This is a genomic window from Candidatus Thermoplasmatota archaeon (genome assembly GCA_038884455.1).
Taxonomy (GTDB): Archaea; Thermoplasmatota; E2; order DHVEG-1; family DHVEG-1; genus JAWABU01.
The window spans coordinates 1-18,727 of record JAWABU010000011.1 but is presented as its reverse complement, the minus strand read 5'-3'; the positions used below and the strand labels follow the sequence as shown (position 1 = coordinate 18,727).

At 38.8% G+C, this 18,727-nt stretch carries 7 protein-coding genes; 4 read left to right on the top strand and 3 right to left on the bottom strand.

The annotated features are described in order from the left end of the window. The first annotated feature begins 29 nt into the window (after positions 1-29). The 4 genes from QXL17_03150 (at position 30) to QXL17_03135 (ending at position 15,385) form a co-directional block, all read left to right on the top strand. A complete protein-coding gene (locus tag QXL17_03150) occupies positions 30-905 on the top strand; it encodes a hypothetical protein (protein MEM4258132.1) in 876 nt (291 codons plus the stop codon). A 117-nt stretch (positions 906-1,022) separates the two neighbouring features. Continuing rightward, a complete protein-coding gene (locus QXL17_03145; protein MEM4258131.1) occupies positions 1,023-1,202 on the top strand; it encodes an AbrB/MazE/SpoVT family DNA-binding domain-containing protein in 180 nt (59 codons plus the stop codon). Further along, positions 1,195-13,857, top strand: coding sequence for a DUF2341 domain-containing protein (locus QXL17_03140; GenBank protein ID MEM4258130.1), 12,663 nt, complete (start codon positions 1,195-1,197; stop codon positions 13,855-13,857). The genes QXL17_03145 and QXL17_03140 overlap by 8 nt, the downstream gene beginning before the upstream one ends. Before the next feature lie 154 nt (positions 13,858-14,011). Beyond that, complete coding sequence (locus QXL17_03135) at positions 14,012-15,385, top strand: transposase (protein ID MEM4258129.1); 1,374 nt, start codon at positions 14,012-14,014, stop codon at positions 15,383-15,385. Positions 15,386-15,519: 134 nt separating this feature from the next. Here QXL17_03135 and QXL17_03130 read toward each other — a convergent pair whose 3' ends face one another. The 3 genes from QXL17_03130 to QXL17_03120 all read right to left on the bottom strand — a co-directional run. Then, complete coding sequence (locus QXL17_03130) at positions 15,520-17,553, bottom strand: hypothetical protein (GenBank protein ID MEM4258128.1); 2,034 nt, start codon at positions 17,551-17,553, stop codon at positions 15,520-15,522. 79 nt (positions 17,554-17,632) lie between these two features. Continuing rightward, positions 17,633-18,211, bottom strand: coding sequence for a hypothetical protein (locus QXL17_03125; protein MEM4258127.1), 579 nt, complete (start codon positions 18,209-18,211; stop codon positions 17,633-17,635). 300 nt (positions 18,212-18,511) lie between these two features. After that, positions 18,512-18,727: transposase family protein (locus QXL17_03120; protein MEM4258126.1), on the bottom strand; the 216-nt coding region annotated here is incomplete at its 5' end.

Sequence of the window (18,727 nt, the reverse complement as noted above, 5' to 3'; positions counted from 1 at the left end):
GTACATAATATGAGAGGTGAGGAGAACCTATGAAAAAAAAAGCGTTCATACCATTGTTTGATAATACAAATGGTGTTGCAGGTATTATTGTCGCCGTTATGATTGTTGGTTTAGTTATCGGTGTTATCTCGATTATACAAACCATCTATGTTCCTCGATGGATGCAAGAACGAGAAGCAGAACATATGAGTCAAGTTGCAAATCAGTTCAGTCAATTTAAATATGCTGTTGATAATCTTGTGGTAACACAATCAACAATTCCGATAACTAATTTTATCACTCTTGGAAGTAAGGAGCTTGGTTTTCTTTCTTCAAGCAGAGCATATGGTCATATACAATTATTGTCAGAAAGCCACACAATAGAAATATCTTTTAGTGGCGGAACTAGAAGTGCTCAGATTCGTTCCTTCCGATATTCTTCAGATAACGCATATTTTTTAAATCAAGAGTATACCTATGAAAACACTGCGATTATCCTGAAACAATCTGAAGGGTCAGTCATGCTGTCAAAACCGACCATCACTGCGGCAACAACACCTGAGCCACAGATTTCGATTCATTGTGTTGATTTCAACCCGGAGGGAGGAATTAGCTCGCTAGGAGGATATGGAACGTATCCGATCCAAATTTATTTTCGAGAACATATTGCTGCGGAGCAGTTATCAACTGTAACGTCACTGACTATAACTTCAGAGCATTATCAACTTTGGGAAAAGGTAGTTACCGATATTTTAACGAAAGCAGGATTTAAAAAAGATGGACAACCAACTGATCTTTATCGTTTTTCAGTTGCTTCCGATCCAAACAATAATAAGATTATAATTTCTTTTGACGGAACCAAACCAACGGTCTCTTTTGAAAAAACGATTCTTGGGATTCAATTCTCACCTGGATGGATACAATAATATTTTTTTCTCATTTTCATAATATGAAATAAATCCGGAGCAATATATCTACAAAAAACACAATGTATATATATTTTGGTATATATTACAAATCGTTCTTAGAGGAGGGGTTGAATAGTGTCGCTCGTACGACGGACGAGACGTTCTGGTCGAAGCATTATCATTGCACTTCCAAAGCAGCTTGCAGAAGCATATAACATCAAGCAGGGAGATGCACTTGAGATAATACCGTTTAGTGATGGTGAATTGATACTTCGAAACACGCTAGATGTTGTTGAGGAGAATTGTTGTGAATAAGAAACTTGCTATTCTGTCGGTTGCAATTGTCATTTGTCTAATTCTTGGAGGTTTTCAGGGAACCTATTTCTTTGGAACACAGTTTTTAGATACTCGTAGTGGATATTCCTACGTTGCTGGTGAACCATTAACCTGGTGGGATTGTAATTGGTCATACTGTAAGAAAATTGTGATTGATCATACCAAGGTTGCTGAAGAACAAACAAACTTTCCTGTTCTTTTATATCGGAGTGCTGATAGTGATCTTGCGCAGTATGCTCAGGATGATGGTGATGATATTGTTTTTGTTGACTGGATGAATCGGACCGTGCAGCCGCATGAGATTGAAAAGTTTGATGGTAATACTGGTGAGCTTGTTGTCTGGGTCAAAGTACAGCTTCTCTACGCTTCGATTGATACGGTTTTGTATATGTATTATGGGAATCCTGAGTGTGAGAGTCAACAAGCAGTTGGTGATGTGTGGAGTAATCGATATTCTATGGTTCATCATCTCAAGGAAAACTCCGGTCTTCATTACGATTCAACAGAGTATAATAATGATGGAGCTGTGTACGGTGGTGTTGTTCAGGGTACTGTTGGTCGTGCTGTGTTAAATGGTGCTGATCAGTTTGATGGTATTGATGATGTTGTTGATTGTGGTTCGAGTCCGAGTTTGAATCTTACCGGTGCGTTGACGTTAGAAGCCTGGGTGATGGATCCGCCGTTGAAGAAACCTTCTGGTGAACGTCAGAGAATTTTGCAGATTGTTGATAAACATGAGGAACATATGCAGTATTCTTCTGAAAAAACAAAGATTGTGTCGAGAACTATCGCTGGTTCGGTAAATGACACGATTGTTTTTGCCTGTTTGCACACTCCAGGTATTGATATTATTGATATCATGGTCGATTCCCACTCGGTTATGAATAAAAAATATCAGACGAACAAAATCGCTTTTGATGATCTACCAGTCGAACTGTTTCGGAAGAAATTACCAGAACCTCTTGTTGCTCTACCGATGGTTGCATATTCAAAACCGTTCCTTTTATCATCACCAACTCTGCGAGTTGATGTTGTTTTTTCAATTCAACCATGGGTGCATTATGTACCAGGATCTCGTATAAGCTATCTTGTTTTTTCCCAAGATGGAATTTTTGACTATGAGTCAACGACCCATTTTGATACCATGGTTTTGTTTGACTGGTGGAATCCATTTTCATGGTTTTTCAAATGGTATACTGCATTGTTTGGGACATCATCTCAAGATGCATCTTCGGATACTTCAGAAGTTATTTCAAAGATTTCAGAGCTTCAAAAACAGCTCCAAGAGAGTCATGATGGTTCACTTCGAGTGATTATTCAGCTGAGAAATGATACGCAAGACTGTAGCTCTGATAGAGAAAGTCTCCTCCAATCTGGATTTATTTGTACTGCAGAAATTCCTCAAAAAAAGATTATTGCGGGCATTGCTGATTCTCGGTTTTTAGAATCGATAAAAACTGTTGATTCGATTCAAGATATTATGGTTGACTCTTCATTTAAGGTTCTCGCTGCTCCAGCTGATCGATCTGTTGATCTGCATGACTTTACCATACCTTTGATTCCATATTCAGGAAAAAATGTTACCGTCTGTCTTCTTGATACCGGTGTTGATTCGTCACTGATTCCCTATGCGTATGGTTATGATTTTGTCAACCATGATGATACACCTTTTGATGATCATGGTCATGGGACGATGGTGGCTGATGTTCTTCGAAAAATTGCTCCAAATGTGACCCTTGTTGTTGCCAAAGTGTTAGATTCCCAGGGACACGGATATATGTCTGATGTGTTAGAAGGACTCCAGTATTGTATTGATCAAAACCCTGATATCATTCTTTTTTCGATTGGATCAACCTGCGGGTATACCGGTTTTTATGATGCAGATCCACTATCACAGCTTTGTACCGATGCAGTTGACCGTGGTATTTTTGTTGTTGCTGCAGCAGGAAATCATGGCAGTACTGCAATCAGTATTCCAGCATGTGCTCAAAGTGTGTGTTCTGTTTCAGCAGTTGATCAATATGGGTGGATTGCAGAGTATGCTAATAAAAACCCAACTCTTGATCTTTTTGCTCCAGGTGATAATATTCAAACTCTGCATGGTGTTGCCTCCGGAACATCGCTCAGTGCTGGTTTTGTTGCTGGTGCTGCTGCCGTGCTTCTCGAAGCTGAACCAGATTTAACTCCTGATTTGATTCGACATCGTTTTCGCAGTACTGGTATGCTCCATACGTGTGCGTATAATGAGAGTGTTACCTATCTTGTCCCAGAAATTAACATTGAAAATGCACTTTTGAATAGGGTTACTCATGATCCTATTGACTATACTTGGTGGTCTGCCCAAGACGCTGAGTGTAATGATACTTTTTTTGAACCTACTGCAACATCAACAGTTTCCTATTATTTTTCAGGGTATGATGCTAAGAAAACGACCTGGAAAAATCCGAGTTATATGTGTGATACTAATGAAAATACATGCGCTCAGACAAATGTAAATAATGATATTGAAAAGCTAACTGCAAATCAATGTAGTGGAGCAGGAAGCTCTTCAATTATTCGAGTTCAGCTTCGTGCCCTTGCTAACAAAACAGTGACAATTGGTGATGCTTCAGTTAAACTTCAACCGATTTTTTCAAAAGGAACTGGAACGAATCAAACATTGACAGTGAATACGTCAAAATCCTGGACGTTGTATGCTGATATTACGTCTGATACGAATGCTCCATCTCCTTGGACGTGGAGTAATGTTTCTGATCTTGATTGTAATGTTTATGCGGGCATTACTCATAGTAGTAGTTATCTTTGTGTCTGGGAGGTTCAAATCCGCGTTACGTATTACTATAATGTGCCTCCATCGCAAAGTAATCCTATACCTGGAAATGAATCAACAAATGTTCCATTGAACACGAATAAACTTAATATTACGCTTACCGATGCTGATGGAGATCTAATTCGATACTATATTTCGACACGGCCAAATGTCGGTTCGTATTCTAATGATGGCTTAAATAGTACCGTGAGTTGTCCGGTGTCAGGATTGAAGCCGGATACGCTATATACCTGGTGGGTGAATACCACAGATGTTTCTGGTTCTGGAACGTGGACAAATAGGACGTATTTGTTCAAAACCCAACCGTTGTCGGTATTGAATTGTTCAACAGATGCCACGTTGTATGGCAGTAGTTATAACATTACGTTTACCGCGTATGCTCATGCTTCGTCTGCAAGTACCATTGTTTTGCTTGTTGCAAATAGTACGAAACGTTTAGATGCAGCAAGTTATACAAATCGTGAATCTTGTTTTGCGACATCTGCAAATGTAACTGTTTCGAGTTATCCACAAAAGATTACTGTGACGATCCCAGCAAATGAAAACACCACATGGTATGTCAAACTGTGTGATAATCTGAGCAATACTGATGATCGTCTTGAGACGTGGAATAAAACCTATTCTGGTCGTACCACAGGTAGTGATTATGCCTATTCGGTTGTTGCTGATCGATTTGGAAATATATATGTTGGGGGATCTGGTTCAAATCTCAACCAGACGACCTCAGGGACCGATGCATGGTTGATGAAATTTAATGCATCAACCGGTGTTCGTTTGTGGAATAAAACCTATCACAGTGGTGGTACTGACATTATTTATTCTGTTGCAGTTGATTCAAAAGGAAACGTCTATACTGCAGGAGTAGGTCAAAAGTTAAATACCACTACATCAGGGATTGATTGGTGGATTATGAAGTTTAATGGTACCACCGGTGTTCGTCTGTGGAATAAAACCTACAATGGTCGTACTACTGGCAATGATTATGCATACGCGGTGACTGTTGACAGCAGTGATAATGTGTATGTCGCTGGATATGGGAGTAATTTAAACACGACAACCTCTGCTGCTGATATTTGGATTATGAAGTTTCATGGAACGACTGGTGTTCGTCTGTGGAATAAAACCTACAATGGTCGTACTACTGGTGCTGATTCAGCTTTGTCAGTACTTACCGATGCTCAAGGATACGTGTATGTTGCTGGATATGGAGCCAATCTAAATACCACAACTTCTGGATCTGATTGGTGGATTATGAAATTCGATGGCTCATCCGGCGCGAGGTTATGGAACAAAACCTATAACGGTCGGAGTACTGGATCTGATCAAGCCTACGCACTCGCACTTGATGTGCAGAAAAATCTCTATATTACCGGGTATGGTCAGAATCTGAATACCACGAGCTCATCGTATGATGTCTGGATCATGAAATTTAATACCTCAACTGGTGTTCGTCTGTGGAATAAAACCTACAATGGTCGAAAAACTGGAGTTGATTATGGTTATTCAGTTGCTACTGATGCGTGTGGAAAGGTGTATGTTGCTGGTGCAGGATATAATATTCATCAAACCACATCGACGTATGATTGGTGGTTGATGCGCTTCAATGGTACCTCGGGTGTTCGAGAATGGAATATGTCGCATTCAACTGGAACTGGTTCTGATTACCTTCGAAGTGTTACCGTTGATTCAAAAGAGAATGTGTATCTTGCTGGGTATGGTCAAAATCTAAATTCAAGTTCGACATCATATGATTGGTGGATTAAAAAACTCAGTTATCTCAGTGATAGGTATACTGTTGATGCGCTGAAGCCGTCGGTTCGGTTTGTTGATCCAACACCAGCAAATAATACACATCTCAATAGAACCTGGATTAATATTAGTATGGCAACCTCTGACTGGAACCGACATTATAGTTTTGTTGATTTCCAACAGGATTTGGTGTTATGGATGCCGATGGATACCGTGAATAGTACGGGGAGTCCTCGAGATCTCAGCACCTGTGGGAATCATGGAACCAAATATGGGGATGCACAACAAACGTTGAATGGATATTTTGGGAAAGCGTTTCGTTTTGATGGTTCCGGCGATTATATTAAACGCTCAGCGGTAATCCCAACTTCAACAAGTTTTACCTATGGTGGATGGATTTACTGGAATCGTATTGGTGATCCAACGAACGGTGATCAGGATTATCCAATCAATCAAGCAGGAGGCGAGTTTGGAGGTCCTGCGCTTATTGCAACCTCGTATGATAGTGGAAATACTGGAGAACTTAACTGTTGGCCTGATGAAAACTTTGAATATTTTGGCGCTTATCCGATAAATAAACAAACGTGGTATCATGTGATATCAGTTTTTAATGGTACACATCTTTCATTATACGTGAATGGTGTTTTTATTGCAAGTGGCGAACGACAAACACCATTTCAAAGCGGTGATTTTTACATTGGTACTTCAAGTCTTGGAGGATATCTCAATGGATATGTTGATGATGTTGTTGTTTTCAAACGAGCGCTTGCACCATCAGAGATTCGATCATTATATAATGCTTCACTGTATCAGTATTACCATAATTTCACAGGACTTACTCAAGGGACATATCGTTTTCGAGGCTATGATCCTGACCGAGGTGGAAACTGGAATCAAACCGAAGAATACAATATAACGATTGATACAACAAAACCGAGTATTTCGTTTAGTAGTCCAACACCAGATAACAACACATACCGCAACACCTCCTGGGTGAATATCAGTCTATCGACAACTGATACCAATCAACATTATAGTTTTGTTGATTTTAACAGATCAAATATTCTTTGGATGCGGATGGATGATGTGCAACCACCATCGTCTTATCTGTATGCGGATGATACCGAGGATTCTGCGCATAAAGTAGGTATGTGGTCAGGGGATTTACCAAATGGTGGTTATGATGAAAACTGGGATACACATATTGACTGTGAAGATGAAGAAAATATCTTGTATATTAATACAACTGTTCCCTTAAATGCGAATCCAGATAATGTGACGCTCACGGTTAAAGTGTATCTTTCTGAGGGTACTACGATTGACGTTTATGTATGGAATTATGGGACAAATGGGTATAGCTATCTGGCTACGTTAGCGACCGGTTGGCAGAATATTACGATTGCTGGATATAGCTATGTACAAAATCAACTTCGGATACAATATATCTTTCGCGGTGGTGCTGGTTCTCCATCGTTTTATGAGGATAAAATCACCTGGAATATCATCCAAGGATCACTCAGAGATCTAAGTACCTATGGTCATCATGGTTCACCACAGGGCAATGCAGCGCAAACGATCAGTGGTTTTTATGGAAAAGCATATAGTTTTGATGGAACAGGAGATTACATTAATCTGAATGCATCAGGATTGGCAGCAGTACATAATCAATTTACGATTTCACTGTGGGTAAAACCAACAACGATCAAAGATAATAATGTACTCTATGCAGAATGGGATACAGGTTCACTAGATGATTGGTTGTTCATCATGGCCAACGATGGCTATACCGAGGCGGCACTCAAAGGAGATAATGTCGGTGGGTACGTGAGTTTAATAGGTGATGATATCAATGATGGAGTATGGCATCACCTCGTTTTTTCAAAAAATACCACTAATCATTATTTCCTGTATATCGATGGAACTCTTGCTATGTCAGTCTCTTCAAATGAACCGATACCTTCTTGTAACCGGGGTTGTATTGGAAATCTGAATGTCGGATCCAGTAATTATTATTTTACGGGCAGTATCGATGAAGTGTTAGTTTTCAATCGAGCATTACATCCTCGTGAAATTTTAGCGTTATACAATGCTTCACGATATCAACAGTATTCGAATATCACAAATCTTGCTGATCGAAGTTATAATTATGCAGGTTTTGCTGTCGACCGTGCAGGAAATAAAAATCACACTGAAACCAGGAATCTGACGATTGATACTATTAAACCCAGTATTTCTTTTATCTCGCCGCCAACCCCACCAAACGGGACGACTTCAAATACCTATGTAAATGTTAGTGTTTCTTCTTCAGATTCAAATCAGCAGTATACGTTTGTCAATATAAATCAGACTTGCAAGTTATGGATGCGGATGGATGACATCAATCAAACCGGTGATCCGAGAGATATAAGTAGTTATGGAAATCATGGGAGAAAATATGGAAATGCTGCACAAACAAGTTTAGGATATTATGGAAAAGCGTTTCGTTTTGATGGAGACGGAGATTTTATAATAATACAAAATCCAAGTTTACTTGATGTTCGAACCCCTAAATCTTTTTTTGCGTGGATTAAAACAACGTCTTCATCTGGAACAATTATCTGTCGAGCAGAAGGTGAAGAAGGTTTTAATCCGGGAGATATCAAATTATACGTTCAGGGAACAAAAGTATTGTTTCAATATATGGAAGAATGCTTTATTGAAAGTACGATTACTGTCAACGATGGGCTATGGCATCATGTTGGTGTAACATATAATGGAACTCATTTTGTTCTTTATGTCGATGGTCAGGTTGATGGAAGTGTTTTGTGGGATGTTGGTGAAACAAATCAAAGAAATGTGACAATCGGTGTTCATCAATGGCTCAATGGAAATTTTGAAGATTATTTGTCATTTTTTAATGGTTTTATTGACGAAGTACTTATTTTCAATCGAACCTTAGATAATGCTGAAGTTAAATCATTATTTCAAGCTACCTTGTATCAATATCAGCATAATTTTACCAATTTACCTTATAAAAATCATACGTACTTGGGTTATGCTGTTGACCGTGCAGGAAACATCAATCACACTGAGACTCGCTGGAGAAATATTAGTCAGATCCCAATTGTTCTTACGAATGCATCAACCGGTGTTAAAGAAACGAATGCAACACTCCATGGATATCTAGTCTATGATGGTGGTGAGTCGTGTACCGTTGCATTTCACGTTGTACCACCAGGAACAACGGTTGGCGGTCAATATCCGAAACACAGGGGAACTCCGTTTAGCTATAATCATGGCGGACTTGACTATGGGACGTTATACAAGTTTCGGGCTCAAGCAAATAACTCATTTTATCTTGACTATGGGACCTATCGATTTTTTTTAACGAAACCACAAGAGCCGATTGTCTTTAGAGCGGTTGGATACAATCAAACGTGTATAAATCTTTCATGGAATAGAGGCTCTGGTGCAAACAAGACAGTCATTGTTCGAAAGCTTGGTTCTTTTCCTACAAGTCGAACTGATGGAACACTTGTGTATAATGGGACTGGTCAGTGGTTTAATGACACGGGTCTTACGCAAAAAACAAGATATTACTATGCAGCTTGGTCATACACCACATGGACTTTTAATAATGGGACTGAAATGCAAACCGTGCAGCAATGGTCATCATGGCCGATGAATGCAACTGCAGCAACCTCAACACTTCGACTTCTGAATTGCAGTACTGACAAAACCAAATATGCATATAATGGGACGGTTACGTTTTCTGCATGGGTTGATGCTGATGTTGGAAGTACGGTTGTGTTAATCATTTGCGATAGTATTGAAAATCTTCATACGACAGGGTATAATAAGTATGCTGCAAGTATTGCTCATTCAACAGATACTGTGATAACAAAACAACCGCAGAAAATAACTGCAACGATGACTGCTCAAGGAAATACAACCTGGTACGCCAAAGTTGTGGATACCATGGGTCGATCAAGTTACATGAAGGAAAACACGACAGCATGGAATAAAACGTTTTCAAGTACCGCTGCTGAGATATATGATGTTGCAAGTGATACACAAGGATATCTCTATGCGGTTGGATATGGTAGCAAACTTGTAAGCTCAAAATCTGGTGCTGATTGGTGGATTATGCGGTTTAATACAACCACAGGGGTGCGCGATTGGAATATGACCTATTCATCTTCCAGCGAAGGCGGCGCAGATTATGCCAGATCCGTCGCTGTTGACAATGCGAATGGGTACGTATATATCGTAGGCGATGGCGTTCAACTTAAATCGAAAACCTCAGGTCGTGACTGGTGGATTATCAAACTCAACCGAGCAACCGGAGAAGAGATCTGGCAGAAAATTTTTTCATCATATACGAATGATTATGAATATGCTCGGTCAGTAACAGTTGATTCCCAAGGTAATATCTATGTTGTTGGCTCAGGGTATAATTTGAATGGTTCAAACTCAGGACTTGATGTTTGGATTATGCGATTTAACGCTCGAACAAATGATCTTGACTGGAATTACACGTATCATATGCGATCTTCGGGTATTGATTTTGTTGGTGATGAAGCATATTCGGTCGTTACTGATACTAGTGATAATGTGTACGTGGTTGGATGCGGGTACGGATTAAACGGGTCATCATCAGGTCGTGACTGGTGGATTATGAAATTTCATGGAACAACTGGTGCTCGTTTGTGGAACAAAACCTATACTGGAAAAGGAACTTCTTCTGATGATATTGCATTTTCAGTCACCACTGACACCCAAGGCCATCTCTACGTCGGTGGATATGGTTCTAATGTTCATTCTGGTGCGTCATCGCAAGATTGGTGGCTCATGCGTTTCAATAGCACCACGGGTGTTCGAGAATGGAACAAAACCTATTCCTACGGCGTTCAAGAACGTATCTATTCGGTAGTCTGTGACACTGCTCAGAATATCTATCTCGGAGGTATATCAGTCTATCTCAATGGTTCGACATGGTTTGACTGGTGGATACAACAGCTTAATGCTAGTGGATATCCAGATGTCTGGCAGTGGAATAAAACCATTGATGGAACAACAGGAGTAGATTATCTCTCTGCACTTGCAGTTGATCAAAAAAACAATATCTATGCAGCGGGAACCGGACAGAATCTGAACAGCTCTTCATCTGGTTTAGACTGGTGGATCAAAAAATTCGAACACATTACTGGAAACTTTACCACAATCACTAGCAACAAAGGAGTTATCCGCAAGAAAGGTATGTATGGTCTTGAAATCAATGCTGCTGGCACTACACTGTACGGATTGATAGGTTCATCAAGTCCGATTGTTTCAGCAACAATTGATACCAACTGGCATCATGTAGCATTAACTTATGATGGATCAACTGCTCGACTCTACAAAGATGGTGTCCTTGTCGATAGTGATACTCCTTTCGTGGCGGTAGGTACTACTGCAAATCATCTCAAACTCGGGGAGTTTCTTTCAGGAAAACTTGATGAAGTGCGTATTTCGAATACTGCTCGAAGCAGTGCATGGATTAACACTACATATCTTAACACGTATGATCCTGAAAGTTTTGCGGTTTTTGGGGAACAACTCGGTGTCCTCTCCACATGGACATTCCGGAAGAAGATCACTCTTAATCATTCGTTGATCAGCTCTACGCTGTCAAATTTTCCAATCCTTGTATATAATAGCTCTGATAATGATTTAAAAATGTATGCGCGATCTGATGGTTCAGATATTCTTTTTGTTCCTACCTCAGAAAACTGGGCGAGTGGTACCTGGCGGAATAAACTTGATCACGAGATTGAGAAATTTAATCCAACTACAGGTGAACTAGTAGCTTGGGTGAAAATACCTACGCTTTCAGCAACGACAGATACAGAGATATATATGTACTATAACAATACATTCTGCCAAAATAATTACCAGAATATAGCGGGTGTATGGAGCAACAACTATGCCATGGTCCAACACTTTAACGAAACCACCGGTTCGCTCTTAACAGATTCAACCAGTAATAATAACCATGGAACAAAAATAGGGAACGCTAGCCTTACTGCATCGGGTCAGATAGATGGTGCCTACCAGTTTGATGGCAACGGCGATTATGTAACAATTCCAGACTCTACGAGCCTTGACTTCTATTCATCCGGACAGTATACTTGGAGTATGTGGGTATACCAGACAAGTTTTGATGTTTTTAACAGTGTTCTCAGTAAAGGTAAAAACCCCTGTGAAGGCGGAAAAGGATACTCAATCGATATAGGACTAAACTATGTTTCAATATCAAATAATAACCTTGAAGAGGAGGGCGGCGGAGAGGTAGGATATTACGGTCCTCTCTCGATGAATACCTGGCATTTCATAACTATCACCTACTCAAATGGTTTCATACAAATATATGTTAATGATTCACTGGTACATACTGGGTCAGGGTTAACTTTTAATACTGAAGTAACTGAGCCTACATATATAAGCAAAGGCTATTACTTTTTTACCTGCGATACGTACTACTTCCCAGGTTTCATAGATGAGCTAAGAATTTCAAACGAGATTCGAAACGAATCATGGATAGACACCGTGTATAATAATATACACTATTTATCCGATTTTCTCGTATTTGGATCTGGAAAAACCATAAATAAACCACCGGTAGCGAGCAATCCAATTCCGACTGATGGTGCTACAAATCAAAATCTCAACCCCCGTTTATCCATAACAGTGAATGATTCTAATGCTGATGCTTTAACTATTTACTTCAGAACGAATGCATCTGGTTCATGGGCAACTATCGGAAGCAATCTCAGCGTCTATAATGGTACCTACTCTCAGATACCAACAACAATGAGCCATGAAGCAACTAAGTATTATTGGAGTGTTAATCTAACCGATGGAGAAGATTGGTCAAATCATACGTATTCTTTTACAACACATGCGTTGTATGGGGATATCTGGGATGAGGTTATCTCTTCGTACGAGTTTGATCCTGCACAAGGAGCTGCTCCATGCATGGTTCGCATTGGAACAAGTCAGTATTATGCCATCATATATATAGCAGATACTGCAGATCAAAGTTGTCAAATAATTACTGTACGAATATGGGAGAATAATGGAACAATACGGAAATCAGTGGTGAGTTCGTATACTCTGGATAGTGAACAGGAATGGTATGATACACCCTATATATTGCATGTTACAGGTGATTACTATGCTGTTGCTTATATATCAGGTGAACCAGCTTTGAAGGTTGCAACACTTCGGATTTGGGAGAGTAATGGAACGGTTCAACAGTCTATAGTGAGCTCCTCTATTTTGAGTACCGGTGAGGAGGATTCTTTTCCATCCCTTGTGCATATTGCTAATGACTATTATGCTGTTGTGTATGATAGTGCTACTGGACCTTGTGTAAAGACCTTTTCCATCGGTCAATCAAATGGGACAATCTATGGTACTATCATCAGTACATTCAATCCATCAGGTAATAGATATTCAAAAATGATTTCTATTGGAAATGATCTTTATGTGATTTCAACAAGCGGTCTAGTTACAACAATAAGGATCTGGAGTAATAATGGAACAATTCAACAATCCCCAATAGATACCTATGTATATGCAATTGATGCATATGATGGACAAACTCCAAATATCATCTGCATTTCTGATGATTATCATGCTATTGCCTATGGATTTCATCAAGAAGGCTTTAAGTGGCCTGGAAAGATTATAACCATAAAAATTTGGAATAACAATGGAACAATCCAACATTTTAATGCTAGTTGGTATTTGTTTGAAGAAAGCAATGCATGTCTATACCCAACAATTCAACCTATTAGTAACTCAGTATATGGTATTGCATATCGAGATGCATTTTATAAAGGAAAAATAAAAACCCTCTTAATCTATAATAACGGGACCATTGAACACTCTATTATTGATACATTAGAATTTGATACATCATTGGGTGCATATCCAAGTATTCTTTATATTGGGAACAATTATTATGCAATAGCTTATGAAGGACCTGATTCTGACGGATGGTTAAAAATCATAAAAATAACAACAATTTGATTGGAGATCAAGTATATTCAAATTTGAATTAAACTTCCCTTAAAAGAAGAAAAAATAGAGATCTTTGAGTGTGACCATCTTTGATTTTAACTTGAGTTCGACACGTAGTGCCTAATGAAAAGAGATATGAGGATGTACATCCAAATATCTCTTTATGAACAAAAATACAACAATTCCATTAGGCGCTGTTGTAATGATACACCAGATAGAAAACCGTTACGGTCTTTTCCAACATTTGTTCAGCGACATCGGTATCAACGCTAAAGATTTCATCCCGAATGTCAAAGTCCTTGTCGGCAACAAACTCACTCACTCCGTCTCTATCCTGCAGATACCAGAAACGTATCCACAGGAGTTCGCCCAAAGGCTTGGGATGAAAGAACCATTGAAGGATCGAACATTAAATCGAACATTGGAACGTATCGGAAAACGGTCTCCGATTATTTTCCATCGATATCAGCAGTTCCTCAAACAGCATGATCTGGTTGACGATGAACAAGTTGTTGACTTCTCCTCCAGTTATCTTGAAGGGAGAAAATCAGAGCTGGCAAGCTATGGATATTCCAGAGACAAGCGACCGGATAAACAGCAGATTAACTTCGGCATCAGTACCGGGATCAATGGGATTCCCACAGCGCTGACGATTCAGAAAGGCAACATCCAAGATAAGAAACACATGAGAGAGATATTCCGACTCGTCTCAGCGATACTCCAAGAAGATTCATTGTTGATCTTTGATACCGGTGCCAACACCATAGAGAACAAACAGAAGATACGCAGTAAGAAATTCCATTTTCTTACCCTTCGAGCCAAACATGTTGACTCCTACAAGAAGTATCTCACGTTTTTCAAGCACCATAACACCGATGTTGTCGACATCGTGGTGAACGATCGAACGTATTTCTGTGTCAAAAAGAAAGAAGAAGACGATAGTGTTTCGTACATCTTCTTCTCACCGGAATTATACGATGAACAGATGCATATCAAAGAACAAAAGTTCATACGGAAAAAACAACAAGGTAACAAGCTGCTGAAGAAACGCAAACATCCGGTGTTGCCTTTTGATGAGGGATGGGTTCAGCTTATTCCCTGTTTGCAACGCACCCTTCAGGATATCGAGAACCCATACATCAACGGTCTTGAGGGTTTCTTTATCCTGGAAAGCAGCGTGGATACTGAACCTGAGAACATCCTGCGTTTGTATAAACAGCGGGATGTCGCAGAGAAATTCATCCGAGCACTAAAAGAAGGATTGGAATTGCGTCCTATCCGACATTGGAACAACTATTGTGTGATCGGTATCTTTTTTATCAGTTTCCTTTGCAAATATGTTGATAAATTTGACACAGTTTCTGCGGAAGATTTCTCCGAGGAAGAATGTGAAACTCCTCAAAAAACACCTGCAGAATTTGACACTTACTGTTGTGTACCCGGAAAACCGGTTCAAATTCACGATTTTGAGCAACATGTCACCAGAATATGGGGTTGTTTGGTGATTTTCTGTGTAGGTACGAGGATACATCACTAGTTTTGCGATGGTAAAAACCGTTTTGGCAAATTGATCAGCGGAGGATTGTTAGAGGTTAAAAGGTCTGTTTGGCGAAGTCAGGCTAATCAAGAAAAGGACGATGACCTGCGAAGGTCAGGCAAGTAAACAAATACCTAATCTCTACTTAAAATTGTGATAAATGAATTAATATCATTAAAGTCTACAACACCATCTTGATTACAATCTGCAGCCCAATAACAACTTTCTGGATGGATTGTAATGAATTCCATCTCATCCATTGAAAGAGCATCAATGAAGATATTCACGTCGTCGAAGTCAACAACTCCATCGTTGTTCATATCTCCAGGAGAACATGGAGATGTTTGATATTCGTCAGCACCCATGTCAATATTACCACTTAGATCTATCCGCGTTTGACCATCAATATCTTTCTCGGGCGGATCATCTTGACGAGGAATATAACCAGTTTCGCCGCTATCAATGCAGGGGGACGTACTCCTTAGATGATAATTATTACTTCCTACAAATAGCGGATCAGAATCAATACAGTTCTGAAGATATAAAGATCCCGAAATAGTTTTAATATCTCCGAGTAATTGTTGAATTACAGAATTACTGATATATATATTATTTTGACAAGAATATAGTTGTCTGCCCATATTATCTTCAACAAAATTATTCCAGATGATACAATTTTTTAAATAAGCATTATAACTTCCCTTAAAAATGCCTCCACCACGAGCAATTTTATTGTAGGAATTAGGGCCAACCGCATTAGAAACACTTGCGAGATTATTTGCTATGGTACAACCAATAATATATAGAGGGTTTGTACCTTCTGCAAACATTCCTCCTCCCTGAGCGGTTACTTGATCGGTTGGGTCTAAACTGCAATCAATTGTTTCAATAAAAGCTTTGTTATCAGTGATTTGATTACTGAGGAATGCATGGTCCCTTACGATAGGTAACGGAGGTTTCCAATTTGCGATATATTGATGAGGGGTGCCATAATATCCACCACCATAAGTAAAAAATGCCTCATTTGAACTTTGTGGCTCTTGACCGTGGATGAAAATAACAGCGTCATTATTACATATAACATTACTCATTATGGACGGTTGATTATCTGCACTGTGCCAGTTGTCGTATATTCCGCCACCTAGCGCATATAAGTCATATCTTTGGGCTATAAGTGTTGGATGTCTATAATAGTCAATTTGTGCTTTATTTTCTTGAATAATATTTTCTTCAATTCGCCCATAACCATGTGAAATATCAACAGGACCGTGATTCATATATATTCCTCCGCCCAGGACATCAAGATGAGTTAAACTACATGGCGGCCCCACAGGATCGTCTGCGATGCCATGCGCTGTATTATCTAATATCGTATTTCCAATAATTATTGGCGAAGAAGCATAAAATGCTATTCCACCACCGTATGCATGTCCTGCGCCTTTATGTCGATATACTTCATTATTGATGAGTTTATTATTTTTTAAGATCGCACGAGAATAGAAACAAAATATTGCTCCACCATAAACATCCGCTAAATAACTTTCTGTTGTTGCTTTGTTATTTTTTAAAATATTATACTGAATAGTTGGGTTAGAAGGAGCAAAAGGAGTTTCTTGATATTTAATTAATATAGCTCCTCCACCACCATATTGACAATACTGAAAAATAAAATAGTCATCATCTCGGTTAATAAACCCGTTTTGAATTGTAAATCCATGCAAAACTGAATTTGATGTCTCATTGTTTTCAAAAATAAAACCACGATGAGAATCATCGATTGTTCCTTGACAATCAATGATAGTTTGTTCCACCGTATTCCAAAATCCTGCTGAACCGAATTCGTTTCCATCTTCATATCCTGCTGTGCTTCGGACAGTAATTGCTTTTCCTTGAAAAGTAATATCGCGATTACCGTTGCCGACGTAAGTTCCAGGTCTAACCACAACATGATCACCATTGGATGAAGCAGTAATTGCTGCTTGTATTGTTGAATAATCATCTGGGATATAGATAATATTTCTTGAATCTATTTCTTTGGTCATCTTTTTTTCATCTAAATTAATTGTGATGGTATTTGCATCTAATATTTGAAAATGTGAAACTAGTACAACAAAAATAAAAAGAATGGATATGCCATTCTTTATTATAATTTTTTGTATTTTTTTCATTTTTTTCATCCAGGCTTGTTGAATGTTGTTATGTTACTTATTTATGAAGATAAAGCGAACTCCATATTGATTAAAGTTTTTACGTTGTTGAGTATTGCATCCTTCCATATGTTTGAAAACATAAGTCTTTGTTAAGAAACTCTGATATCCACCCTTTTTTTCCGAGATAGTCATTATGGGATGTAAAAATTGATCCATAGGTATATCCATTTGCATTGTTCATACCCCATGCGTAAAGATTATTGATATCAACAGCTCCAATAGGTTTAAAAACGATGTAATATGTTTTTAAAGGTTCGACTTGTATATCGTTGAAATCAAAGGTAATCCAAGTAGGATCGTTGAGATCACCTGGTTGTACAATAGTTGAAGTTAAATCTAAACCAGATAAAGAGGATCGTATTGATACCTTTAACGAGTTTTGAGGCGCACCGTTATCAAATAGTAATAATCGTACACGTGTAAGAATATTCATTGTAGGAACAAAGGATTGTGCTACAGCACTATTGTTTAATGGTGAAAGACCTATATTATCAAAAATTGAACATTCTTGATCTAGTTCATCTGGGTATTTTATTATGTCACCAAGAGCGATATTTGTTGGTATCACTAGCGTCATAAGCATAATGCTTATTATGATGATATTTTTCGTTTTCATTTTCATCGACCTCATATTTTATATTGTTATTTATTATATATAAATTTTATTTTAAATGCATCAAATTCTCATATGAATTGTTTGGGAAACATGAAATCTAACCATTGGTTTTTCTTGTTAAACAGAAGTACAAGGAAGCCAACATGCCCTTGCAGATATCTCTTTGATACTTAAATGGTATCTTTAGGGCACCCCAGTAATTCAGAGTTGATGAAAAATAACAATATCATACAATAGACCTTTTGCGTAATTGTGAAACAAGAACAACTATTCCCTTTTAACCCCCCGACTTGCTATTTTTCACTCTGATTGTGTGGTGAAATTCACCAGTCCACAGACGATAGACGTCATACGATCGTATCGTGTGAGTCTGTTTCGAAATTCTTCAGCCATGATGCGGAATTTCTTCATCCTGCTGATGGTGTGTTCCACGATCACCCGTGCTTTCCTCTGTTTTTTGTTGTATCGTTTCTCCTGTTTGGTGAGCTCTTTTTTCTTTGGTTTTTTAAATGGAAT

Bases quoted from the DNA above. Each gene is read 5' to 3' on its own strand.
- QXL17_03125 (MEM4258127.1), bottom strand. From the start codon at position 18,211: ATGAAAACGAAAAATATCATCATAATAAGCATTATGCTTATGACGCTA.
- QXL17_03150 (MEM4258132.1), top strand. From the start codon at position 30: ATGAAAAAAAAAGCGTTCATACCATTGTTTGATAATACAAATGGTGTT.
- QXL17_03135 (MEM4258129.1), top strand. From the start codon at position 14,012: ATGAACAAAAATACAACAATTCCATTAGGCGCTGTTGTAATGATACAC.
- QXL17_03130 (MEM4258128.1), bottom strand. From the start codon at position 17,553: ATGAAAAAAATACAAAAAATTATAATAAAGAATGGCATATCCATTCTT.